This window comes from Pseudomonas xanthosomatis, assembly GCF_019139835.1.
GTDB lineage: Bacteria > Pseudomonadota > Gammaproteobacteria > Pseudomonadales > Pseudomonadaceae > Aquipseudomonas > Aquipseudomonas fakonensis.
This window is the reverse complement of record NZ_CP077075.1, coordinates 4,511,556-4,533,561: the sequence shown is the minus strand read 5'-3', so window position 1 is coordinate 4,533,561 and position 22,006 is coordinate 4,511,556. Positions and strand designations below refer to the sequence as shown.

Annotated in this window: 18 protein-coding genes; 5 read left to right on the top strand and 13 right to left on the bottom strand. The window is 65.1% G+C overall.

The genetic code is table 11. From position 1 onward, the window contains the following. Positions 1-14: 14 nt before the first annotated feature. The 3 genes from KSS93_RS19955 to KSS93_RS19945 are packed head-to-tail and all read left to right on the top strand — an operon-like array spanning position 15 to position 3,804. The gene (locus KSS93_RS19955) at positions 15-788 is read left to right on the top strand and encodes a hypothetical protein (RefSeq protein WP_217885646.1); all 774 of its coding nucleotides are present in this window, start codon (positions 15-17) and stop codon (positions 786-788) included. 43 nt (positions 789-831) lie between these two features. Next, positions 832-1,620 (top strand): hypothetical protein, encoded by a 789-nt coding sequence (locus KSS93_RS19950; RefSeq protein ID WP_225917221.1) that lies wholly within the window; start codon positions 832-834, stop codon positions 1,618-1,620. Between the two features lie 3 nt (positions 1,621-1,623). After that, positions 1,624-3,804: a lipase family protein gene (locus KSS93_RS19945; protein WP_217885645.1), complete on the top strand. Its 2,181-nt coding sequence runs from the start codon at positions 1,624-1,626 to the stop codon at positions 3,802-3,804. Between the two features lie 407 nt (positions 3,805-4,211). Here the strand turns inward: KSS93_RS19945 and KSS93_RS19940 are convergent, their stop codons facing one another. From KSS93_RS19940 to KSS93_RS19895, 10 genes are all read right to left on the bottom strand, one after another. Next, positions 4,212-5,297, bottom strand: a complete 1,086-nt coding sequence (locus KSS93_RS19940) for an LLM class flavin-dependent oxidoreductase (RefSeq protein ID WP_217885644.1) — start codon at positions 5,295-5,297, stop codon at positions 4,212-4,214. Between the two features lie 142 nt (positions 5,298-5,439). After that, positions 5,440-6,774: an LLM class flavin-dependent oxidoreductase gene (locus KSS93_RS19935; protein ID WP_217885643.1), complete on the bottom strand. Its 1,335-nt coding sequence runs from the start codon at positions 6,772-6,774 to the stop codon at positions 5,440-5,442. Positions 6,775-6,979: 205 nt separating this feature from the next. Further along, positions 6,980-8,599: a dipeptide ABC transporter ATP-binding protein gene (locus KSS93_RS19930; RefSeq protein ID WP_217885642.1), complete on the bottom strand. Its 1,620-nt coding sequence runs from the start codon at positions 8,597-8,599 to the stop codon at positions 6,980-6,982. Beyond that, a complete protein-coding gene (locus KSS93_RS19925; RefSeq protein ID WP_225917219.1) occupies positions 8,596-9,624 on the bottom strand; it encodes an ABC transporter permease in 1,029 nt (342 codons plus the stop codon). Before KSS93_RS19925 ends, KSS93_RS19930 begins: the two co-directional genes overlap by 4 nt. 1 nt (position 9,625) lies before the next feature. Continuing rightward, a complete protein-coding gene (locus KSS93_RS19920; protein ID WP_217885641.1) occupies positions 9,626-10,576 on the bottom strand; it encodes an ABC transporter permease in 951 nt (316 codons plus the stop codon). Beyond that, a complete protein-coding gene (locus tag KSS93_RS19915) occupies positions 10,573-12,192 on the bottom strand; it encodes an ABC transporter substrate-binding protein (protein WP_217885640.1) in 1,620 nt (539 codons plus the stop codon). Before KSS93_RS19915 ends, KSS93_RS19920 begins: the two co-directional genes overlap by 4 nt. 155 nt (positions 12,193-12,347) lie before the next feature. Continuing rightward, entirely contained in the window at positions 12,348-13,142 is a 795-nt protein-coding gene (locus tag KSS93_RS19910; protein ID WP_217885639.1) for a class II aldolase/adducin family protein, read from the bottom strand. Positions 13,143-13,159: 17 nt separating this feature from the next. Further along, a complete protein-coding gene (locus tag KSS93_RS19905; RefSeq protein ID WP_217885638.1) occupies positions 13,160-14,104 on the bottom strand; it encodes a D-isomer specific 2-hydroxyacid dehydrogenase family protein in 945 nt (314 codons plus the stop codon). Further along, positions 14,101-15,234: an acyl-CoA dehydrogenase family protein gene (locus KSS93_RS19900; protein ID WP_217885637.1), complete on the bottom strand. Its 1,134-nt coding sequence runs from the start codon at positions 15,232-15,234 to the stop codon at positions 14,101-14,103. Before KSS93_RS19900 ends, KSS93_RS19905 begins: the two co-directional genes overlap by 4 nt. Positions 15,235-15,422: 188 nt before the next feature. Then, the gene (locus KSS93_RS19895; protein ID WP_217885636.1) at positions 15,423-16,313 is read right to left on the bottom strand and encodes a LysR family transcriptional regulator; all 891 of its coding nucleotides are present in this window, start codon (positions 16,311-16,313) and stop codon (positions 15,423-15,425) included. A gap of 326 nt (positions 16,314-16,639) precedes the next feature. Here KSS93_RS19895 and KSS93_RS19890 point away from each other — a divergent pair, with 326 nt between their 5' ends. Together KSS93_RS19890 and KSS93_RS19885 are read left to right on the top strand one after the other, a co-directional pair. Then, positions 16,640-17,605: an ABC transporter substrate-binding protein gene (locus KSS93_RS19890; RefSeq protein ID WP_217885635.1), complete on the top strand. Its 966-nt coding sequence runs from the start codon at positions 16,640-16,642 to the stop codon at positions 17,603-17,605. A gap of 15 nt (positions 17,606-17,620) precedes the next feature. Then, complete coding sequence (locus KSS93_RS19885; RefSeq protein WP_217885634.1) at positions 17,621-18,580, top strand: aliphatic sulfonate ABC transporter substrate-binding protein; 960 nt, start codon at positions 17,621-17,623, stop codon at positions 18,578-18,580. Between the two features lie 117 nt (positions 18,581-18,697). Here KSS93_RS19885 and KSS93_RS19880 read toward each other — a convergent pair whose 3' ends face one another. The 3 genes from KSS93_RS19880 to KSS93_RS19870 all read right to left on the bottom strand — a co-directional run bounded on the left by KSS93_RS19880 (position 18,698) and on the right by KSS93_RS19870 (position 22,004). Beyond that, complete coding sequence (locus tag KSS93_RS19880; RefSeq protein WP_217885633.1) at positions 18,698-19,267, bottom strand: hypothetical protein; 570 nt, start codon at positions 19,265-19,267, stop codon at positions 18,698-18,700. 167 nt (positions 19,268-19,434) lie between these two features. Next, the gene (locus KSS93_RS19875; protein WP_217885632.1) at positions 19,435-20,448 is read right to left on the bottom strand and encodes an XdhC family protein; all 1,014 of its coding nucleotides are present in this window, start codon (positions 20,446-20,448) and stop codon (positions 19,435-19,437) included. Positions 20,449-20,663: 215 nt separating this feature from the next. Then, on the bottom strand, positions 20,664-22,004 hold the full coding sequence (locus tag KSS93_RS19870) for a c-type cytochrome (RefSeq protein WP_217885631.1): 1,341 nt from the start codon (positions 22,002-22,004) through the stop codon (positions 20,664-20,666). Positions 22,005-22,006 lie beyond the last annotated feature (2 nt).

The following is a 22,006-nucleotide window of genomic DNA, read 5'->3' as shown; positions in this document are numbered from 1 at the left end:
GAGTGGGAGAGGGTATGAAGGTTGGACTCAAGGAAAGTTGCTTTTTGGTGAGTTTTGCGGTGTTGGTGGGGTGTGGGGATAAAGAATCCAATACGTTTACGTTGGTGGGTGAGTTGCCGCCTAACTTTTCCTATACCGCAAGTACTTGGTATGTCCCTGATCCAGAAACGAAGTGCGAGGTGACCAACTGGCGGCGAACGATGCCGTCATTTAACAAACGGTGGCGTAAGGAGTACAACCCCGTGGCAGTTGTGGAAATTCGCAAGGTGATCAAGGGATGTCAGATGATTCTGGATCATATAAAGATCACGATCAATGCAACGTACGGGGACTCAATCTTTCAGCAGGGAGGCGAGAGGGCAAATATTGGTGTTTATGTGAGCTTGCCTGAACGGCATCGGCGTACAACAGTGTCTGAAACTGAAGATATTTTCTATGGGGAGTGTGAGTGGCTGTTTCGCACGGCAACGCCGGAGAGGCATGTCTGGAAGATTCTTGATTGTAAAAAAGATAGTGAGCGTGGCGAGAAAGGTGTTGGAAAACCTTTTGCTGCCTACACGCTAGATCAGTTGCCGGGAAAAATAATTCGGATGAATATCCGGCTTGCTGTCGAGGAGCGGCCTTATTTTAAAGACACTTGGGTTCGGTTTTCGGACGGGTGGAGGAGATGCATGGGTAAGGGAAAGCAAGATGTCAGAGGGTATTGTCGAGGTAACTACGCTGACTTTAGTGATTTTATAATGCCGGACGGCCGAGTTTGTAATGTCTATCCCAGTTGTAGTGAGTGAGCGAAGGTGTTCTGCTGCAATCTAGTACGAAAAGGGGGTGGCAATGCCAATGATGGTGAGAGGAAGGTCTTTCTATTTGCTTGTAATGCTTTTCGGAGTTTCTCTGCTTGTCGGATGTTCAGATAAAGAAGCCAATACATTTACCTTGGTCGGTGAGTTGCCGCCAGGTTTCGCATACTCAGCAGGCGTGTGGTATGTCCCTGATCCTGAGAGGAAGTGTGAAGTGACAGATTGGCGGAGAACGATGCCGTCGCTAAATAGGAAATGGCGTCAAGACTATAACCCTGTAGCAGTCATCGAAATTCGAAAGATCATAAAGGGCTGTCACATGATTTTGAGCCGAATCAAGATGGAGATTCATGCGGCGTATGGAGATAAGTTTCACCAGGTTAGTTACGACAATGCGAGCATTGGCGTGCTTTTGGATGTGCCTGAGGAAGCGCGGCGTGTGATGACGTCTGATCGCGAAGATACGTTTTATGGGGAATGCCAATGGCTGTTTCGTACTGCCGGCAAAACGCGTGTGATATGGAAGCTTCTAGATTGTAAGAAAGATAACGAGCGAGGCGAGAAAGGCCGAGGGAAGCCGTTTGCGTTGTATGCCTTGGATCAACTTCCGGGGCTTACAGTAAGGATGAATGTTCGGTTGGCTGAAAAAGAACGACCCTCCATGGGGGATACTTGGGTTGAGTTTGCTAACGGCTGGAAGCGTTGCCTAGGGGAGGGAATGGATGACGTCAGAGGATTCTGTCGTGGGAATTATTCAGATTTTAGCGAGTTTATTATGCCCGATATGAGGCGATGCACTATTTATCCTGGGTGTGAGGAGTGATTTATGAAGTGTCAGGATGACTTTTTGGCCGAGCTTCATAGGTCGCTTAATGGGGCCATGTTGGTGTGCCCAGTCAGGGGGCAGGAAACCAGTTTTCAGTTGGTTGATGAGCTGGGGTCTGGTGTTTCCTATGCTGGAGTTTTTTATGAGGTTGTTGATAGCGAGGGGGAGGTCTATCGGGGAGTGTTGGATGTCGAAGGGCGAGGTAGCGTTGAAAACCATTTTGAGGGATTGCTAGTATTGCGGTTCAGCAGTATTTATGTGGGTGATGACAGTATTTACACGGACCTTCAAATACGTGATCACTACCCACTAAAAGTCACCGAGTTGCAGGTGCGCGCGGAAAATACAACCTATCGGTACTCTGATGCGTCTCGCACACCAAGCAATCCAGCGCAAGTACATGCTGACTACTTTTACCAAGTAGAAGTCAGTGAACTGGTACGCCACAACAGTCATTTACCCCCATTGTCCAAGCGTGCCTTCCCACCGCAGTCGGCCATTAACGTAATCATGGGTGCCCATGGTGAATGGGGCGTTGGCCTGATGCCAGGCAAGCACACCGTTCTGGAAGTTCGCCCATTGCGGGCGCTCAGGCCCATGCTGTCCACTGCGCCTGAATTCTGTGTCTTGAACCTCTACCAGCTATCCCTAATGGCAACTCTCAGCTATAACCCGTTCGGGCAGGACCCGGAGGAGCACCCGGTCATGGCGCCATCGGTAACCTTCCCTAATGTGCCGAGCATGGGTAATTGGTTCGGCGAGGCGTTGGCCAATTCGCAGGAGATCTGGCGTGTAGATGCTGCCCAGCAGCAGGCGTGTTTTCCTCTTTATGAGGATGTTCCGTATTCGGAGCGTTGGGAGATCGTGCCTTTTGACCCGAAGTTGTACTCGGCAAACGACCCGGCACTTGGGGAGCAGCAGGAAAACCCAGCCAATATTCACTTCCTCGACGATAGAAGCCTCCATGACTCCACCGATACACAGGCCTACATTACCCACAATGCAGAGGTGATGGTCGTCGCCATTCGAGGCACCAATGAACTCATGGCAGATGTATGGCGCGATCTCGATGCACTTCAGGTGCCCTTTGCAGAGGGTGAGGGGCGGGTGCATCAAGGGTTTTACGAGGCTGCACAGAGGGCGTTCGGCTTCGTCTCCAACTACAGGGCCAGGTTCCAGCAAAACCAGCAACTGATCATCTGCGGCCACAGCCTCGGCGGCGCCGTAGCACTGCTGCTGTCCGAAATGCTCCGCCGCACCGACCCAACCCTGAGCCTACAGCTCTACACCTACGGCGCCCCCCGCGCCGGCGACACTTCCTTCATGCAAGGCGCCGCCGACCTGATCCACTACCGCATGGTCTACGACGATGACCCTGTCCCCAGCCTGCCGGCACCGTGGATGAACACCCGCTGGGATGTGGTCGCCCAGGGTGTGGCGAACACCGCCGTGAAGTCGGGGGTCGGCGTGGGGCGCATCGTTTCGGGCCTGATCAACTGGGACGGCGAAGACTTCGAGCACCATGGCGAGCTGCGCCACTTCATGCCGGTGCCGTTCGCCAAGGGTGAAGCCTCGGCCATTCTCTGGCGCCCGGGCTGTCGCACCCTCATCGACAAGGCCCTGTGCAGCCGGGTGCTTGACCAGACGCATGGCCTGCCCGCGCGGGGCCGCCTGCCGCTGCAGATGGTCAAGTTTACCGACCACAAGATGCTCGACAGCTACATCCCTGCCTGCTGGGCGACCCTGCGCCGCTACCAGCAGGCGCTGGAAGCTGGCATCGCGCCGGTGTCGCAGCGCGAGCGTGCAGCTGTGCAGGGCATGATCAGCGATGTCGACCGGCAACTGGAGCGCCATGCCTTTCGCATTCAGGAGCGCGCCCGGCACTCGCCGGATGACGCCCTCTACCTGCACCTGCTGCGCGAAGACAAACGCCTGCTCAAAGAGACCCAGCAGCGGCTGGATACCTTGGCCGGGGTGGCGGTCAGTGAAGCGATGGTGTACGGCAACCAGGCCGGTACCGGGCAGTTGGCCGAGGCGCTGGCGCGCTGGCATGGCCATGCGCCGAACAACCGCGCCGAACAGATGGCGCAGGCGCCGAAGGAGGTGTTCGATCCCGGCCCGGTTGGCAGGCCGGGGCCGGGGTTCGACGAGATCATGGCCTATGTGAACAGGCCTTGGTGATCGGGCCATGGGTATGTGCTGTGTCGTATGGCGCTATCGCCGGCAAGCCGGCTCCTACAGGTACGGCACTGACCTGAAGCTGATGCAATCCCTGTGGTGAGCGGCCTTGCCGGGGCGCCGTCCGGTCGAGATTGGGCTGCGCAGCAGCCCCGGCGATTTTGCATGAGGTCGAGCCCCTGGGGCTGCTATGCAGCCCAATCGCGACACAAGGCCGCTTCCCACAGGGATCGCGAAGCCTTCAAACCTGTGGGAGCGGCTTTAGCCGCGAAGCAGGCACCGCGCTAGATGGCACCGGCTTCGCCGGTGTTCGCGGCTAAAGCCGCTCCCATAGAATCTTCGTTAAATCAACGAGTTGTGATTTGTTCCATAGGAGCCGGCTTGCCGGCGATTCCGCCCTGCCAGGCGACTCAGGCCCTGCGTTGCTCACGCCCACCTGCCACCAAAGCGCGAATCCGCGGTATCAGCTCCTGCCCGTATTCCACCGCATCACGCAACTGATCGAAGCCGCGGAACAGGAAGGTACTCACCCCCAGTTCGTAATACGCCAGCGCCGCCTCGGCGACCTGGTCCGGCGTCCCCACCAGCGAGGTGGAATTCCCCGCGCCGCCGCCTAACGCGGCGATTTCGGTCCACAGCCGGGTGTCATGCACCTTACCGGCCAGTTGCACCAGCCGCTCCGAGCCCACGTTGCTCTTGCCGAAATTCTTCTCGCGGCGGTTGCCCTGGCGGATGCCGATGCGTTGCTTGGCATCGCTGAGAATGCGCTCGGCGCGGGCCCAGGCTTCGTCCTCGGTGGCACCCAGGATCGGGCGCAGCGACAGGCTGAAGCGGATGTGCTTTTCGCGCCCGTAGCGGGCGGCGGCCTTGCGCACCTGGGCAATACGTTCGCGTACCTGCTCCAGCGGTTCGCCCCACATCATGTACACGTCGGCATGCTTGGCGGCCACCTCCACCGCAGCGTCCGAGGCGCCGGAGAAGTAGATGGGCAGCTTGCCCACCGGCTTGACCAGGGTCAGGTTGTCTTCCACCCGGTAATGGGCGCCTTGGTGGTCGAAGGGTTCGGTCTGGGTCCAGGTGTTGCGCAGTACCTGCAGGTACTCATCGGTGCGGGCATAGCGGGCGTCTTTGTCGAGGAAGTCGCCATCGCGCTGCAGGTCGCCGCTGTCGCCGCCGGTGATCACGTTGATCGAGGCGCGGCCACGGCTGAGCTGGTCGAGGGTGGCGAACTGGCGGGCGGCGAAGGTGGGTGCCTGAAAGCCCGGGCGGTGCGCCACCAACAGGCCGATGCGTTCGGTGAGGGCGGCCACGTAGCTGGCCAGGATCATCGAGTCTGGCGCGCTGGTATTGACTGCCAGCAGGGCCTTGTCGAAGCCGCCGTATTCCTGGGCCTGGGCGAAGGCCTTGATGAATTCCAGGTCCACCAGCGGGCCGCGTGGGGCCTGGGATTCGCTGCCTTCCTGGGGGCCGATCAGGCCGATGAATTCGAGGTTCATGGGGCAAAATTCCATTTTGATGAGAGGTGGGGAAGGGGCCGCGTTGCGGCCCATCGCGGCGCAAGGCCGCTCCTACAGAAGAGCGCCGCCCCTTGTAGGAGCGGGCTTGCCCGCGATGGGCCGCAAGGCGGCCCCGGCAATCTCAAGCCACAGCGCTTTGGCTACGGCGTACCGTGTTGCGGTTCTCTGGCACCGCCAGCCCGAAGTTGTCACGCAAGGTGCTACCCAGGTACTCGCTACGCACCAGCCCCCGCTCTTGCAACAGCGGCACCACCAGCTCGGTGAAGTACTGCAGCCCGTCCGGCAGCAACTGGTTGATGATGAAACCGTCCGCCGCCCCCTGCTCGAACCAGTGCTGCAGCGCATCGGCCACCTGCTGCGGGGTGCCGGTGAAATCGCGCCGTGGCCGCGAGAAGCGCAGCGCCAGCTGGCGCAGGGTCAGCCCCTCGTCGCGGGCCAGTTGCTTGAGCTGGTCGGCGGTGCCCTTGTGGCTGTTGTCACCCAGGGAGCCCAGGTCGGGGAAGGGTGCGTCCAGGTCATGCTGGCTGAAGTCGTAGTCGTTGAACGGCCGGCCCAGGGCAACGATGGCATCTTCGATGCTCACCAGCTCCACCGCCTGCTGGTAACGGCTTTCCACCTCGGCCTCATCGCGCCCGACAATGGGCCGGATGCCCGGCAGAATGAACAACTGCTCAGGGTCGCGGCCGTGCTGCGCGGCGCGTTTTTTCAGGTCCTGGTAATAGGCCCGGGCATCGGCGAACGACTCGGGGCTGACGAAGATCGCATCGGCGTTTTGCGCGGCGAAATTGCGCCCGTCGTCCGACACCCCGGCCTGGAAGATCAGCGGCTGGCCCTGGGGTGAGCGCTGGATGTTCAAAGGCCCCTTCACCTTGAAGAACTCCCCCTGGTGGCCAAGGGTGTGCAGCTTGTCGGGGGCGAAGTATTCGCCGGTCTGTTTGTTGCGGGTAAAGGCGTCGTCCTCCCACGAGTCCCACAGCCCCTTGACCACCTCCACATGCTCGCGGGCAATGCGATAGCGCACGGCGTGGGGCGGGTGCTCGGCCTTGCCGAAGTTGTCGGCGGTGCCCGACAGCCACGAGGTAACCACGTTCCAGCCGGCCCGCCCGCCGCTGATCAAATCCAGGGAGGCGAACTGGCGCGCCACCTGGAAGGGTTCGCTGTAGCTGACCGTGACCGTGGCCACCAGGCCGATATGGCTGGTGACCGCCGCCAGCGCCGAAAGAATGGTCAGTGGCTCGAAGCGGTTGAGGTAGTGGGGGCTGGAGCGGGCGTGGATGTGCAGGCTGTCGGCGATGAAGGCGAAGTCGAACTTCGCCGCCTCCGCCAGTTGCGCCTGCTGCTTGTAGAAGCCGAAGTTGACGCTGGCATCGGCCAGCGCCTCAGGGTGGCGCCATTCGCCCCAGCCGTGGCCGACACCGTGGATCATCGCGCCGAGTTTGATCTGTCGCTTGCTCATGGGGAGTCCTTCTGCAATCAGGTTGTGGAGGCCTCCGCCGGGTGTGGGGTCGGACTGGTAGGGGGACGTTAGCGTGGGGGAGTGGGGCTTGTGAAAGGCTTTGTGGTTCTAAGCTAATTATGCGAACTACAAATAATCATTATTTTTGATTATGCGTTTAAATGTGGTTTCAGGGGCCGCTTTGCGGCCCCATGGCTCTAGAGTCTTACACCGCCACCGGCAACACACTGCGCGAATACCCCGGTATCGCCGCAATCAGCTCGCGGGTATAGCTGCTGCCCGGCTGCGACAACACCTGCACCGCCGGCCCCTGTTCCACCACCTGGCCACGGCGCAGCACCAGCACCTGGTCGGCCATGCTCGCCACCACCGCCAGGTCATGGGACACCAGCACATAGGCCATGCCCAGCTCGCGCTGCAGTTCATCCAGCAGCGCCAGCACCTGCGCCTGCACCGACACATCCAGCGCACTCACCGGCTCGTCCAGCAGCAACACTTCTGGCTCCAGCGCCAGCGCCCGGGCTATCGCCACCCGCTGGCGCTGCCCGCCGGACAACTCCTTGGGTAGCCGGTCGAGAAACTGTACCGGCAGCTGCACCTTGGTTATCAGCTCCCGCGCCCGGCGCTCCAGCGCCTGGCCCTTGAGCAGCCCGAACGCCACCAGTGGCTCGACGATGCTGTCGAACACGGTAAAGCGCGGGTCGAGGGCGGCGAAGGGGTTTTGCTGCACCAGCTGGATACGCCGGCGCAGCGGCCGGAACGCCCGCCAACTGTGCCCGGTGACGTCGATGCCGGCAAACTCCACGCTGCCACTGCTGGGTTTTTCCAGCCCCAGGGCGATGCGCAGTGCGGTGCTCTTGCCCGAGCCGGACTCGCCGACGATGGCCAGGGTCTGGCCGGCATGCACTGCAAGGTTCAGGTCATGCAATGCAGTAAAGTGCGCGTCCTGCCCTGGCAGGGCAAAGCGTTTGCCCACTTGGCTCAGGCGCAACAACGCCGGCCCTTCGGCCACCCTTGGCCGGTGCCGGGGCACGAAGGCGGGCGCGGCATTGAGCAGGTCGCGGGTATAGGGCTGTTGCGAGCCCCACAGCACCTGGCGCGGCGAGGCATGTTCTACCAGCTGCCCATGGCGCATCACCAGCAGGCGGTCGGCGCGATCACAGGCCATGCCTAAGTCATGGGTGATGATCAGCAGCGAAATACCGCGCTCGGCCACCAGCTGTTGCAGGTGGTCGAGGATGCGCCGCTGCACCGTTACATCCAGCGCGCTGGTGGGTTCGTCGGCAATGATCAGGCGCGGGTTGCCGGCCAGGGCGATTGCAATCAGCACCCGCTGGCGCATGCCGCCAGACAACTCGTGGGGGTACTGGCGGGCGCGCAGCGCCGGGTCGTCCAGGCCGACCTGGGCCAGCAGCTCCTGCACATCGGCGTCCAGCCCCGGGTAGCGGCGCACACCCTTGGCCAGCAACAGCGCCTCGGCAATCTGCTGGCCGATGCGCAGGGTGGGGTTGAGGCTGACCATCGGGTCCTGCGGCACCAGGCCGACGGTGCGCCCGCGCAGCTGGCGCCGGGCCCGTTCACTGGCTTTGGCCACATCCACCCCGGCCACCCACAGCTCGCCCTGATCGACCTGGGCGTTGCCCGGCAACAGGCCGAGCAGGGCGTTGGCCAGGGTCGACTTGCCCGAGCCGGACTCGCCGACAATGGCCAGGGTCTCGCCCTGTTGCAGGCTGAACGACAGCCCCTGCACGGCCTGGGTACGTTGCCCGGCAAAGCGGTAGCTGACACTCAGGTCGCGGACCTCGATCAAGGGTGGCTGGCTCATCGGGCATGCTCCTCGACGCTGCGCGCCAGGTGGTTGAGGCTGAACACCACCGCCACCACGAACAGCCCCGGCAGCAGGGACACCCAGGGTGCGGTGATCAAAAAGTGGCGGCCGTTGGCAATCAGCGTGCCCCATTCCGCCGCCGGCGGTGCGGCGCCAAAGCCCAAAAAGCTCAGGCCGGCGGTAGCCAGAATGGCCGCGCCGAAGTCCAGGGTGGCGAGCACCGCCACCGGCCCCCAGGCGTTGGGCAGCACATGGCGCAGCAACGTGCGCGCCCAGCTGGCGCCGCCCAGGCGCGCGGCCTCGACATAGGGCAGGGTCTTGATGCGCAGCACTTCGGCGCGGGTGGTGCGGGCAAAGCCCGGGATGATGCCCACCCCCACGGCGATGGCCACCGGCACGGTGCCAAAGCCGATGGCGGTGACGATGGCCAGGGCCAGCAGCAAACCAGGTAGGGCCAGCAGTACGTCGATGATGCGCATCAGGGCCGCGTCCAGGCGCCCGCCGGCAAAACCGGCCAGTACCCCCAGCCCGAGGCCGCCGGCCAGGGCGATGGCCACCGCCAGCAGCGCTGCCAGCACGCTCAGCCGCGCGCCGTACACCACCCGGGTGTACAGGTCGCGGCCCAGTTCGTCGGTGCCGAACCAGTGCACCAGGCTCGGTGCGCTGAGCTTGTCTGCCGGGGAGGTGGCATAGGGGTCGAAGCTGGTCAGCAGTTGCGGTGCCACGGCCGCCAGCAGGGCGAACAGCACCACCAGCAGGGCCAGGCTGAAGCCCGGCCGGCGCAGCAGCGGCGCCGCCGCCTGGTGCAGGCGCTGCCAGCGGGTGCGGCGCTTCCAGGGCTTGGCTAAGTCGTTGGCCTGTTGATCCTGTACAGAATTCTTTGAGCCTGCAGGCCCCTGTGGGAGCGGGCTTGTCGGGGTGCCGAACCACCGCGAAGCAGGCGACTCGGTGTATGGCACCAGCTTTGCCGGTGTTCGCGGGTAAACCCGCTCCCACAGGGTGCGCGTTGTGTCGGTAGTCATTTCAGCTCACCTTGGCCGTATGGGTAATCCGCGGGTCGAGCCACGGGTAAAGCAGGTCGACGATCAAGTTCACCACCACAAAGGCCGCCGCCGACACCGCGACAATCGCCAGCACCACCGGAATGTCCTGGCGCAATACCGCCTCCTGGGCCAAGCGCCCGACGCCATTGCGCGAAAAGATGGTCTCCACCAGCACCGCGCCGGACACCGTGTTGCCCACCTGCAGCCCCACCAGAGTCAGCAGGGGCAATGCCGCGTTACGCAGCCCGTGGCGCGCCTGCACCTGGGCGCGGCTCAGGCCCTTGGCAAAGGCCGTGGCGATGTAGGGCTCCTGCCATACCCCGGCAAAGCCGCGTTGCAGCACCTGGGCGTACACCGCAGCACTGGGGATGGCCAAGGTCACCGCCGGCAGCACCAGGCTGGCAAAGCCCTGGCTGCCGGTGGCCGGGAACCAGCCCAGGCCGAAGGCGAACACCTGGATCAACAGCAGGCCCATCCAGAACACCGGCACCGAAAAGCCCAGCGACGGCAGGCGGGTGAGGGCGCTCTTGAGCGGGCGCCATTGCAGGTAGGCGGTCAGGTAGGCCAGGCCCACCCCGGCCAGCAGCGACAGCACGATGGCCAGCCCCGCCAGGGCCAGGGTTTGCGGCAGGCGCTCGGCCAGCAGCGCGGTCACCGGCCGGCCCAGCGACAGCGACTGGCCCAGGTCGCCGTGCACGGCGCGCCAGAGCAGGTCGAAGTACTGCTCGAACAGACCCTTGTCCAGCCCGTAGTAGGCGCGGGCGCGGGCCAGGTCCTCGGGCGACAGGCCGTCGGCCTCCATGCCTGAGGCGCTGAGCATGATCGCCAGGGTGTCGCCCGGCAGCAGGTAGAGGATGAAGTAGCTGATGGTGTAGGCGCCCCACAACACCAGCAGCGCCTGGCCGATGCGGCCGATCAGGTAGCGTTTCATGGCTGGCCGACCTGGATGTCACTGAGGAAGGCAAAGCCCTCGGCGGTCCAGCGGAAGTCCTTGACCCGTGGCGCGGTGGCTGCCTGCCACACCCGCTCGTACAGCGGGAACGCCGAAGCCTCGTTCACCAGCAGGTCCTGCAACTGGCCATAGGCGTCGGCGCGTTGCTGGTCGGCGGTGGCGGTGATGCCCTGGTCGAACAGCGCCTGCACCTTGGGCAGGGTGTGCGGCTCGTAGCTGTTGGTGGCAAGGGTTGCGCTGTTGGCCGCGCGCGGGTCGAGGATGGTCTGCAGGATGATCGGGTCGGCGCGGGTCATGTAGGTCGAGGTCAGGTCGTAGTTGCCCGAGGCGTTGCCGGCCACCCATTCGGCGCGGGTCAGCACGTTCAGCTTGAGGTCGATACCCACCTTGCGCAGCTGGTCCTGTACCAGCACGTCGCCTGCGCTTTCGGCGGGGCTGATGTTGTAGCGCAGGGTCAGGCGCTGGCCGTTCTTGTGCCGGTAGCCGTCCTCACCCTTGTGCCAGCCGGCGCCATCGAGCAGTTGCTCGGCGCCCCTGGGGTCGTAGGCGAGCTTGTCGGCCTGTGGCTTGAAGTACGGCGTGGTCACGTCGTACACCCCGCTGACCACCGGGAACTCGGCGTTGTACACGGTGTGCGCGTAGCTTGTGCGGTCGATGGCCTTTTGCAGCGCCAGGCGCACCTGGCGGTCGCCCAGCAAGCGGTCGTTGCGGGTGTTGGGGTACAGGTTCAGCGCCGGGCCCGGCAACGAGCGGCTCTGAATGGTCGCGCCCTTGCTCTGGAACAGCTTCAGGTCCACCTCGGAGAACGGGTTGCGCGGCCACAGGATGTCGGCCTTGCCCTGCAGGAACAGGCCGTTGCGCACGCTCTCCTCGGGGATGTAGCTGATCTCGACCGCGTCCAGGTGCGCAGCGCCCGGGTTGTGCACGTTGGCCGAAGCCCAGGCGTAGTCGGCGCGCTTGACCAGCCGTGCGCCCACTTCGGGGGTGTAGTGCTCGAGCACGAACGGGCCGGTGCCGATGATCTTGCCCAGCGAGCGCTCCTGGGCGCTGAGCTTGTACGAAGCCGGGGCCAGAATCGCCAGGTTGGTGGTGGAGGTGGCTTGCAGGAAGCCGGCATTGGGCTTGGCCAGCACCAGGCGCACGGTGAAGTCGTCGAGCACCTCGGCGTGGTCGTAGCCGGCCAGGTAGGTGGCGCCGAAGGTGGCCGGCAGCTGGGTGGCGAAGGCCTTGTTGCTGTCGAAGGCGGCTTTCACCGCATGGGCGTCGAAGCGCTCGCCGTTGCTGAAGGTGACGTCCTGGCGCAGGTGGAAGGTGTAGCTCAGGGCATCGCTGCCCACCTCCCAGCTTTTGGCCAGCCACGGGATGATGCGGCCGCTTTGCGGGTCCTGGTCGGTGAGCGATTCGGCGACGTTGCGCAGCAGCACGCGGTGTTCCAGCCAATAGACCTGGAACGGGTCGACGCTGACCAGGGTGGTGTTGTCGCCCCAGAAGGCGATGTTGAGGGTGTTGCGGGTGGCGGTGTTTTCGGCGGGGGAGCAGGCATTGAGTGCCAGGGCCAGGGCGCCGAGGGCGAACAGGCGGTGCAGTGGGGGCATGGGGTGGTCCTTCATCAAGAGAGGGGGCGCCTGTGCCGGCCCTTTCGCGGGCAAGCCCGCTCCCACAGGGTTTCATTGCCCTCAGGTGCGGCGCTGTACCTGTGGGAGCGGGCTTGCCCGCGAAGAGGCCGGTACGGGTATCAGATACCTTTCAATCAGTCCTGGTACTCAAGCCCCTCCCGCTCCAATTGGCGGATCAACGCATCCCAGTGCCGCTGGATTCCCTCACCCTTGCCATCGGAAAACCGCTTCGACTGCTCATGCACCTTGGCAATCGCCGCTGGCGAAGCATGCAGCAACTGGTCATTGCCGCCCGCCTGGGCCGCCACCTGGATATTGCAGGCCCGCTCCAGCCCGTGCAGCTCGCGGAACGCGTGCTCCACGCTGACGCCGCCGGTCAGCAGCCCGTGGTTGCGCAAAATCAGGATGTTGCTCTCGCCCAGGTTGGCCACCAGCCGCTGCTGCTCGTCCAGGTCCAGGGCCACGCCTTCGTAGTCGTGGTAAACCACCCGGCTGTAGTAGGCCAGGGCGTGCTGGGAAATCGGCAGCAAGCCGTCACGCTGCGCCGACACAGCCGCGCCGTCGCGGGTATGGGTGTGCAGCACCGCGGTGAGGTCGGGGCGGGCGCGGTGGATGGCGCTGTGGATCACGTAGCCGGCCTGGTTGATGCCAAGGCCCAGCGGGTCGTCGATGATGGTGCCGTCCACATCCACCTTGACCAGGTTGGAGGCGGTGATTTCATCGAACAGCAAACCGAAGGCGTTGATCAGGAAGTGCTCGTCCGGCCCCGGTACCCGCGCCGAGAAGTGCGTGTAGATATGGTCGGTCCAGCGAAACAGCGCAGCCAGGCGGTAGGCGGCGGCCAGCTTGACCCGCACCTCCCATTCTTCGGCGCTGACCCGGTCGCGCACATGCGCGGTGATGGGGGTGACGGCAGACAATGAGGTCATGGTGTGTTCTCCGGTAATCAGTAGCCGCGTGCGGTGTCGATCAGGTTGGCCAGCGGCGCCTGCTCGCGGTAGCGGTGGAAGTTGGCGACGAAGGCGTCGATGAAGGCCGGGTAGCCGTCTGCAGAAATGGCCGAGGTGTGCGGCGACAAGAACACCCGGGGGTGCTGGTACAGCGGGTGCCCGGCGGGCAGCGGCTCGGGGTCGGTGACGTCCAGGCTGGCGCGGCCCACCCGGCCGCTGTCCAGGGCTTCGAGCAGCGCCTGTTGGTCGAGCAGGCCGCCGCGGGCGATGTTCACCAGGTGCAGGCCGGGGCGGGCGTGGCCCAGCACCTGGCGGTCGATCAGGCCGCGGGTGGCGGGGGTGAGCGGGGCGGCCAGCACCAGGTGGTCGCTGCCGGCGAACAGCTGGCGCAGGTCTTCGGCGCGTTCCACGCCGGCGATTTCGGCGATGGGTTGGCCGGGGCGGCTCAGGGCCAGCACCCGCATGCCCAGGGCCACGGCCTTGCGCGCCAGGCTCTGGCCGATGCTGCCAAAGCCGAGAATGCCCAAGGTGCGGCCACGTACCGGGGCCAGCGGGGTCAGCTGCCAGTCGGCGTCCTTCACCCACAAACCGGGCAATTGCTTGGCGGCGGCGAACACCAGGGCCAGGGCGAACTCGGCCACCTGCTCGGCGTTGGCGCCCTTGCCACTGGTGACCGGCGGGCCCTGGAACACCCAGTCGGGGTAGAAGTCGATGCCCGAGGATACCAACTGCACCCACTTCAGGTTCCATGGCCAGCCCGGCGGCGGGGTATCGACCCGCTGCCCGCGAATGTTCACCGGGCGCAGGATGAACACATCGGCCGGCACTTCGAGGTGCAACTGGCCGAAGGGAATATCGACCACCTCGTGGTCCACCAGCCGCTCGCGCAGGGCCTGGTTGGCTTGAGGGTCCAGCTGGCTGGCGATGATCGAATGGCTCATGCCGCCACCTCCGTCAAGGCGTTGCGCCCGACTTGGCCGAACACCACGTCGTCCTGGGGCGTATGGATGCGGCTGCACAGCACGTCGCGGTAGTGCCGCTCCAGCGGGTTGCGCCGCGACAGGCCGGGGTTGCCGGCGGCCTCGATGGCCAGCTCCACGGCCTGGATGGCGTTGGCGCTGACCAGGTGTTTGATCTGCCCGGCGTGATTGGCAGCGATGTGCCCGGCGGCGGCAGAATCCAGCAGGCTCTGGTTGGCGAACAGCAGGGTGTCGATGCGCCCCAGTACGTCTTGGAAGCGCGCCAGGCTGGCCAGCGGTGCGCCGAGGTTGGACGGCGCGCGTTGGTTCAGAAAGCCCACCAGCCAGTCCCGCGCTGCGCGGGCCACGCCGTCGTACACCGCCGGCAGCAGCACTGCCATCCACAGCAGGCTGTCGCCATCCAGCTCTGCGCGCGGGGCGCTGGCCGGGCTGACGCTGACGGCGTGGTCGAGGGGGATCAGCACCTCGTCAAAACGCACCTCGTGGCTGCAGGTGGCGCGCATGCCTAAGTGGTCCCAGTCTTCGACGATGCTGATGCCGGGGGTATCGCGGTGCACCAGAAAACCGCCCACCAGCGGGTCGGCGTCATCGCTGCGGCCCCACACCAGGTACCAGCTCAGGCCGTGGCTGCCGGTGGAGTAGATCTTGCGCCCGCTCAGGCGCCAGCCTTCGGCGGTGCGTCGTGCCACGGTGGCGGGCAGGCCGCCGCGGGCCGGGGTGCCCAGCGCGGGCTCCACGCGCAGGGCGTTGATCAGCGCGCCGTGCTGCACCGCATCGCGCGCCACCTGCGTGCGCAGGTGTTCGGGCCAGCGGGTTTCGTCCTGCAGGCGAAAGTGCTGCAGGTACTGCATCACCAGAATCAGCGCGGTGGCCGGGTCGCCCTTGCCGACCGCACCGATCACCCGACGCGCCGTGGCCAGGTCGGCCCCGCCGCCGCCCAGCGCTGTGGGCACGGTCAGTGCCAGCAGGCCGTGGTGCTGCAGCAGGTCGAAGTTGTCCTTGGGGAACTGCGCGCTGCGGTCATAGCGCTCGGCGTTGGCCGCCAAGGCCTGGGTAAGCTCGGCCAGGGCGGCGTCGGAAGGGTGACTCATGGGGGTTCATCCCTGAATGACGGTGGGTTGCTAAGACCGTATTCGTATGAATGAACGCTGTAAAAGTCTTTTTGGTTCTATGCTAATTATCAGTTTGTGGAATTTATATTTTGTTTTTATATGCAAATATTGCATTTATTGCTGGGTGGGGCGGGCTTGCCCCGCGATGGCGGCGGCAACCCGACCCTTCACCCCAACAACCGATGCCCGGCCACTTCACCAAACAACTCCACCGGCCCCTGCAAATTCCCCAGGTAGCGCGGATGGAACAGCCACAAATCCACCTGCGGCTTGAAGTCGCTAACGTTCAGCACCTCCAGTTCATCCCGGTGCCGACTGGCCAGCAACAGCGGCTCGGGCACCAGCCCCAGGCCCTGACCGTTGGCCACCAGCCCCAGCTGCAGCTCGGTGCCGAAGGTTTCCAGGTTGATCGACAGGCTCAGCCCCTGTTCGCTCAGCGCCCGCTGCAAGCCGGCACGAAAGCCGCAGCCGTCGGGGTTGAGCACCCAGCCGCGGGTGTAACAGTCCTTGAGCTTGTAGCTGCGCTTGCCGGCACTGCCCTTGGCGGCCACCACCTTGAGCGGCATGCGTGCGATCGATTGGCTGGCGATGCCTTCGGGGAAGATCTTGCCCGGCGGGAACAGCGCCGCGGCGGCGTCCAGCTCGCCGTTTTCCATGCGTGCGATCAGGCTGCTGCCCCAGCCGCTGCTGACCTGGGTGCGCAGCGGCGGGTAGGCCTCGCGGATGCGCGCCAGGGCATCCAGCAGCACCACGTCACCAAGGGTTTGCGGCACGCCCAGGCGCAGGGTGCCGGAGGGCGCGCCGTCGTTGGCCACCAGTTCGCGCAGCGCGTCGATCTCGCGCAGGATGGCCTTGCACTGCTCGTACACCCGCAGGCCCATGGGCGTGGGCTTGAGCGGCTTGGTGTTGCGGTCGAGCAGGGTGGCGCCGAGGTCTTCCTCGAAGTTCTGCACCCGCCGGGTGATGGCCGGCTGAGTCAGTTGCAGGGCCTCGGCGGCAAGGTTGGTGGACTGGCAACGGATGACCGCCACGAAGGCGTCCATGTCATCGATTTTCATGATCGGCGCTCGCAGGAGTGAACGGGAAAATAAGCCGTTAGCATAATCTGGCTTGCAGGTAATGCCAAAATTTAAGCCGTGCTACCCCCTGTAGGAGCGGCCTTGTGTCGCGAAAGGGCTGCGTAGCGGCCCCAGGATCTCGGCCTCATGCAAAATTGCCGGGGCCGCTACGCGGCCCTTTCGCGACACAAGGTCGCTCCTACAGGGTTTTGTGAAAATTGCATATTAGGTTATTCCTAAAATCACTTTTGGTTATTAAAAACTTCTCGCTACAGTCTGCCGTCACGGGCCGCACGATGCGGCCCGCCCAGACCCCGAGGAGCGCCATGTCCATCCGTTCGAAGTTGCTGACCCTCGCCGCCGCCGTTCTGCTGGCCAGCCAGGCCGCTGCCAGCGAGCGCCTGACCCTGCGCATCGGCGACCAGAAGGGCAACATGCGCGCCCAGCTGGAGGCCGCCGACGCCCTGCGCGATTTGCCCTACGACATCCACTGGGCCGAGTTCCCCGCTGCCGCGCCCCTGGCCGAAGCGCTAAACGCCGGGGCCATCGACGCCGGCATCATCGGCGATGCACCGCTGTTGTTCGTGCTGGCCTCCGGCGCGCCGGTCAAGGCGATTGCCGTGGACAAGTCCGACCCCTACGGCACCGCGCTGCTGGTGCGCCCCGACGCGCCGCTGCAAAGCGCTGCCGACCTCAAGGGCAAACGCATCGCCACCGGCCGCGGCTCTATCGGCCACCACCTGGCGCTCAAGGCCCTGGATCAGGCCGGCCTGACGGAAAAGGACGTGGAGTTTCGCTTCCTTGGCCCGGTGGACGCCAAGATCGCCCTGGCCAACGGCTCGGTGGACGCCTGGTCGACCTGGGAGCCCTATACCGCGCTGGCCGAGCTGAGCGGGCAGGGCCGGGTGCTGGTCAATGGCCGTGGGCTGTCCAGCGGCAACAGCTTTCTCGCCGCCACCGACAAGGCACTGGACGCACCGGCCCGGCGCGCAGCCTTGCAGGATTACCTGAACCGCCTGGCCGGGGCGCAGGTGTGGGCCAACCAGCACCTGGACAGCTACTCGAAAACCCTGGCCGCGATCATCGGCTTCCCCGAGGCCGCCGCGCGCCTGCAGTTCGAGCGCCGGCAATTGCGCTGGCAGGTCATCGACCCGCAGACCGTGGCCGAGCAGCAGGACACCGCCGACTTCTACCAGGCCCACGGCCTGATGAACCAACGCCTCGATGTGGCGCCCACTTTTGCCACCGGCTTTACCGTACCCGGCGCCGCCAAGCTGGCCGCGAAACCCTGACCCTGGAGACTCCCCATGTTGTTGAAACCTGTACGCCGGCTGGCCCTGGCGCTGCTGGCCGGTGCCTTGCTGCCAAGCCTGGCCCACGCCGAGCAAACCCTGCGCATCGGCTACCAGAAGTCCTCCACCTTGCTGACCCTGCTCAAGGCCCGCGGCACCCTCGAGCAGCGCCTGGGCGCCGAAGGTATCCGCATCAGCTGGCACGAGTTTCCCAGCGGCCTGCCGCTGCTCGAGGCGCTGAACCTGGGCAATGTCGATGTGTCGGCAGACGTCGCCGACACGGTGCCGGTGTTCACCCAGGCCGCCGGCGCCAAGCTGACTTACTTCGCTCGTGAAACCCCGTCACCCACTGCCCAGGCGATTCTGGTGCCGGCCGACTCGCCGCTGAAAACCCTGGCCGACCTCAAGGGCAAGCGGGTGGCGGTGACCAAGGCCGCCGGCAGCCATTACCTGTTGATCCAGGCCCTGGCCAAGGCCGGCTTGAGCTTCAAGGACATCACCCCGGCCTACCTGATCCCGGCCGACGGGCGCGCGGCGTTCGAAAACCGCAAGGTGGATGCCTGGGTCACCTGGGACCCGTACGTGGCCAGCGCCCAGCGCCAGCAGAATGCGCGCATCCTCGCCGACGGCAGCGGCCTTGCCAGCTACCAGCGCTACTACCTGGCCGGCAGCGACTATGCCAAGGCCCACCCCGAGGTGCTGCAGCAGCTGTACCTGGCCCTGCGCGAGGCCGGTACCTGGGCCAAGGCCAACCCGGCGGCGGCGGCGCGCATTCTCGGCCCGCAGTGGGGCAACCTGGACAGCGCCACGGTGCAGCAGGCCAATGGCCGGCGCAGCTATGACGTGCAGCCGGTGAATGTGGACAACCTTGAGGAGCAGCAGCAGATCGCCGATGCGTTTTATCGGGAGGGGTTGTTGCCTAAAGCGGTGGATGCCAAGGCGGTCAGCCTGTTCGAGCCGCGCCCGGTGCAGTGAAACCATGGGGCTGCTGCGCAGCCCTTCGCGGGTAAACCCGCTCCCACAAGGAGCGGTGATTTCTGTGGGAGCGGGTTTACCCGCGAAGGGCCGCACAGCGGCCCCAAAGCCAAGGGGTCAACGCGAGGTTTCTACCCGCAGCACTTCGGTGTAGATCGCATCCACGGTCTGGTCGACCTTGAGGTTTTTCATCCGTGCCTGCAGCTCGGGGTCCTCCACCTTCACCACCTGCAGCTTGCCTTCGGGCGGCAGCAGGCTGACCTCGTGGGTCTTGAGGTCGATCTTCTTGATCTGCGAGGTCACCTTCACCTGGCGGAAGGCTTCGCCGCCGGGGTTGGGGTTGTCGGCCTTGGCGCGGATGGTGCCGGTTTCCTCGCTGGCCTTGGGCGCGCCGCCAACGTCGGTGTTGAGCACATAGGCCACGGCGCGGGTGACGTAGATGTCGACCTGGTCACCGACCTTGAGGTTGGGCAGGGCCTTGGCCTTTTCCGTGAGCTGGAAGGTCACGTCCTTGTCGTGGGGCCCCTTGACCGTCACCTGGCGGTTGGCCAGGTCGATGGCGGTCACCTCGGTTTTGACGTGGCTTTCCAGGGCTTCGCTGGCAATTGGCAGTTGCGCTGCGTGGGCGGTGAAGGTTGCGGCAGACACTAACGAGGCTAAAGCGATGGCGCGGGTGAATGGAGTCATTGGCCTGTCTTCCTTGTGATCGATACCGTTTGGGTTATGGCGAGCACAAGCATAGACCGGCCTGGTCGCGCGGCAAGACGCACTTCGGTGCTTTGTGCTGCGTGCGCCGGCCCCATCGCCGGCAAGCCGGCTCCTACAGGTACGATGCAGGCCTGAAGCTGTGCGGTTCAGGCAGCTGACTCCCTGGCCCCTTTGGCCTGCGACACATTGACCGCGCCCGGCAACGCCACCGCGTTCTTTGCCGCCAGTACCTCGGCCATCACGCTCACTGCGATCTCCGCCGGGGTCTTGCTGCCGATGTAGATGCCGATCGGCCCGTGCAGCCGCTCGAGCGAGTGCTCGGTTTCGCCAAAGTGCTCGATCAGCCGCTCGCGGCGCAGCTGGCTGTTGCGCCGCGAACCGATGGCGCCGATGTAGAACGCCGGCCCGTGCAGCGCTTCGAGTAGTGCCAGGTCATCGAGCTTGGGGTCATGGCTGACGGCGATGATGCAGGTGCGCGCGTCGCTACGGAACGCCCGCACCACGTCGTCCGGCATGCCCTTGAGGTGCTCCACGCCCGCCACCGCCCAACTGGCCATGTGCTCCGGCCTTGGGTCGCACACGGCCACCTTGAAACCGTTGAACAGCGCCATGGTGGCCAGGTACTCGGCCAGGGCGCCGGCGCCGATCAGCAGCATGCGGTAGCCGGGGCCCAGGGTGTTGAGCATGTGTTGGCTGGTGCAGTCGAAGGGCTGCGGGGTGGCGCTGGTGCTCAGGGTCACCGCGCCATCGGCCAGGGCCAGCTGGCGTTGTACCAGTTGCCCGCTGTCGAGCAGGGTCAGCAGTTGCTGCAGGCTGGCGGTACAGGGGCTGAATTCGAGGATCAGCTCCAGGGTGCCGCCGCAGGGCAGGCCGAAGCGGTGCGCCTCGTCGGCACTGACGCCATAGCGCACCCGCTCCGGCGGGCCGTCGGTGAAACCCCGACCGCCGTAAGCGCTGGTGTGGCGATGCACCAGGTCATCCTCGATGCAGCCACCGGACACACTACCCACCACCCGGCCATCGCTGCGCAGGGCCATCATCGAGCCCACCGGGCGCGGCGATGAGCCCCAGGTGCGGGCCACGGTGGCCAGCAGCACGCGGTGGCCGGTAGCGAGCCAGTCGTGGGCGGTGCGCAGCACCAGCAGGTCGATGCTTTCCATGGTGATTACCTACCTCTACTGGTTACTTGGTCGCCTGTGCGGACGGCCCTGTGTGGGAGCAACCGTTTTGCTGGTGAGCCCCCTGTGGGAGCGGGCTTGCCCGCGAACACGGGCGTAGCCCGTGCCATCCACCGTGGTGCCTGCTTCGCGGGCAAGCCCGCTCCCACAGGTATCGCATGACCTTCAGGTCTGAGCTGTACCTGTAGGCGCCGGCCTCAACGCATATGCAAAATGATCGGGCTGCTGCTGGCCGGGTCGGTATGCCCGCGCAACTTGCCCACCGCCTGTGCACTCACCGCGCTGCCCTGGTTGCCCCAGGTGGCGCGGGCAAAGCTCAGCACCTCGGCAATTTCCTGGTCCGACAGCTGCTGACGGAACGCCGGCATGCGGTAGGCGTCCGGCACCCCGGCGGCGACGATGCGCTGCGAGCCGTTCAGGGTGATGTTGATCGCCGAGGCGTTCTCGCTGGCCAGCATCGAGGTGGCCCCGGCCAACGGCGGCATCCACTCGGCCTGGCCCTTGCCGTCCAGGCCATGGCAGCTGGCGCAGCGGGTCACGTAGGTGTGCGCACCCGGTGCATCCAGGCGCTCGGCGGCGGACACTGCCTGGTACTGCCACGGCGTGCCGTCGCGTTGCGGGTCGCCGGGCAGCGACTTGAGGTAGCGGGCGATGGCGGCCAGGTCGTCGTCGGCCATGAACTGGGTGGAGTTGTTGAAAGCCTCGGTCATCGACCCGTACACCACCGCATGTTTGTTACGCCCGGTCTTGAGAAACTGCACGATGTCCGGCTCGCTCCAGCGGCCCAGCCCGGTGTTCGGGTCCTGGCGCAGGCTGGGTGCGTACCAGCCGTCCAGCAGGGCGCCGGCGAGGAACGGCGTACCGCCTTCGTCCAGGGCCTTTTCGTTGAACGCAAGGCCGCGCGGGGTGTGGCAGCTGCCGCAGTGCCCGGGGCCCTGGACGATGTAGGCGCCGCGGTTCCACAGCGCGTCCTGGCCAGTTTTCTCGGCATAGGGTGTGGTGGGCGCAAACAGCCCGTTCCACAGCGCAATGGGCCAGCGCAGGTTCAGTGGCCAGGGGATGCTGCTGGCAATGTTGGGTGTAGCTGCCGGCTGCACGCCCTGCATGAAGAACGCATACAGCGCGCGCACATCGTCATCGCTGAGCTTGGCGTAGGACGGGTAGGGCATGGCCGGGTACAGCCGGCGCCCGCCCGGGGCCACGCCGTGGCGCACGGCACGGTCGAAGTCGGCCAGGCTGTACTGGCCGATGCCGTGCTCGCGGTCAGGGGTGATGTTGGTGGCGTGGATCGCCCCCAGCGGCGTGGCCATTTCCAGCCCGCCGGCGAACGGCGCCTGGCCGGGCAGGCTGTGGCAGGCGACGCAGTCGCTCAGGCGGGCGACATACTCGCCCCGGCTGACCAGCGCGGCGTCCACCGGGGTGTCGAGGCTGAACGGCGTGGCAGGCTCGCGGGTGACGTACCAGGCCAACAGGCCGGCGGCGACCAGGCAGGGCACGGCCAGCCAGCCGGCGGTTCTTGCGAAGCGGCGGTTGCTCATGG

Coding starts and splice junctions, on each gene's coding strand:
- KSS93_RS19955 (WP_217885646.1), top strand. CDS start 15: ATGAAGGTTGGACTCAAGGAAAGTTGCTTTTTGGTGAGTTTTGCGGTG.
- KSS93_RS19950 (WP_225917221.1), top strand. CDS start 832: ATGCCAATGATGGTGAGAGGAAGGTCTTTCTATTTGCTTGTAATGCTT.
- KSS93_RS19945 (WP_217885645.1), top strand. CDS start 1,624: ATGAAGTGTCAGGATGACTTTTTGGCCGAGCTTCATAGGTCGCTTAAT.
- KSS93_RS19940 (WP_217885644.1), bottom strand. CDS start 5,297: ATGAACCTCGAATTCATCGGCCTGATCGGCCCCCAGGAAGGCAGCGAA.
- KSS93_RS19935 (WP_217885643.1), bottom strand. CDS start 6,774: ATGAGCAAGCGACAGATCAAACTCGGCGCGATGATCCACGGTGTCGGC.
- KSS93_RS19930 (WP_217885642.1), bottom strand. CDS start 8,599: ATGAGCCAGCCACCCTTGATCGAGGTCCGCGACCTGAGTGTCAGCTAC.
- KSS93_RS19925 (WP_225917219.1), bottom strand. CDS start 9,624: ATGACTACCGACACAACGCGCACCCTGTGGGAGCGGGTTTACCCGCGA.
- KSS93_RS19920 (WP_217885641.1), bottom strand. CDS start 10,576: ATGAAACGCTACCTGATCGGCCGCATCGGCCAGGCGCTGCTGGTGTTG.
- KSS93_RS19915 (WP_217885640.1), bottom strand. CDS start 12,192: ATGCCCCCACTGCACCGCCTGTTCGCCCTCGGCGCCCTGGCCCTGGCA.
- KSS93_RS19910 (WP_217885639.1), bottom strand. CDS start 13,142: ATGACCTCATTGTCTGCCGTCACCCCCATCACCGCGCATGTGCGCGAC.
- KSS93_RS19905 (WP_217885638.1), bottom strand. CDS start 14,104: ATGAGCCATTCGATCATCGCCAGCCAGCTGGACCCTCAAGCCAACCAG.
- KSS93_RS19900 (WP_217885637.1), bottom strand. CDS start 15,234: ATGAGTCACCCTTCCGACGCCGCCCTGGCCGAGCTTACCCAGGCCTTG.
- KSS93_RS19895 (WP_217885636.1), bottom strand. CDS start 16,313: ATGAAAATCGATGACATGGACGCCTTCGTGGCGGTCATCCGTTGCCAG.
- KSS93_RS19890 (WP_217885635.1), top strand. CDS start 16,640: ATGTCCATCCGTTCGAAGTTGCTGACCCTCGCCGCCGCCGTTCTGCTG.
- KSS93_RS19885 (WP_217885634.1), top strand. CDS start 17,621: ATGTTGTTGAAACCTGTACGCCGGCTGGCCCTGGCGCTGCTGGCCGGT.
- KSS93_RS19880 (WP_217885633.1), bottom strand. CDS start 19,267: ATGACTCCATTCACCCGCGCCATCGCTTTAGCCTCGTTAGTGTCTGCC.
- KSS93_RS19875 (WP_217885632.1), bottom strand. CDS start 20,448: ATGGAAAGCATCGACCTGCTGGTGCTGCGCACCGCCCACGACTGGCTC.
- KSS93_RS19870 (WP_217885631.1), bottom strand. CDS start 22,004: ATGAGCAACCGCCGCTTCGCAAGAACCGCCGGCTGGCTGGCCGTGCCC.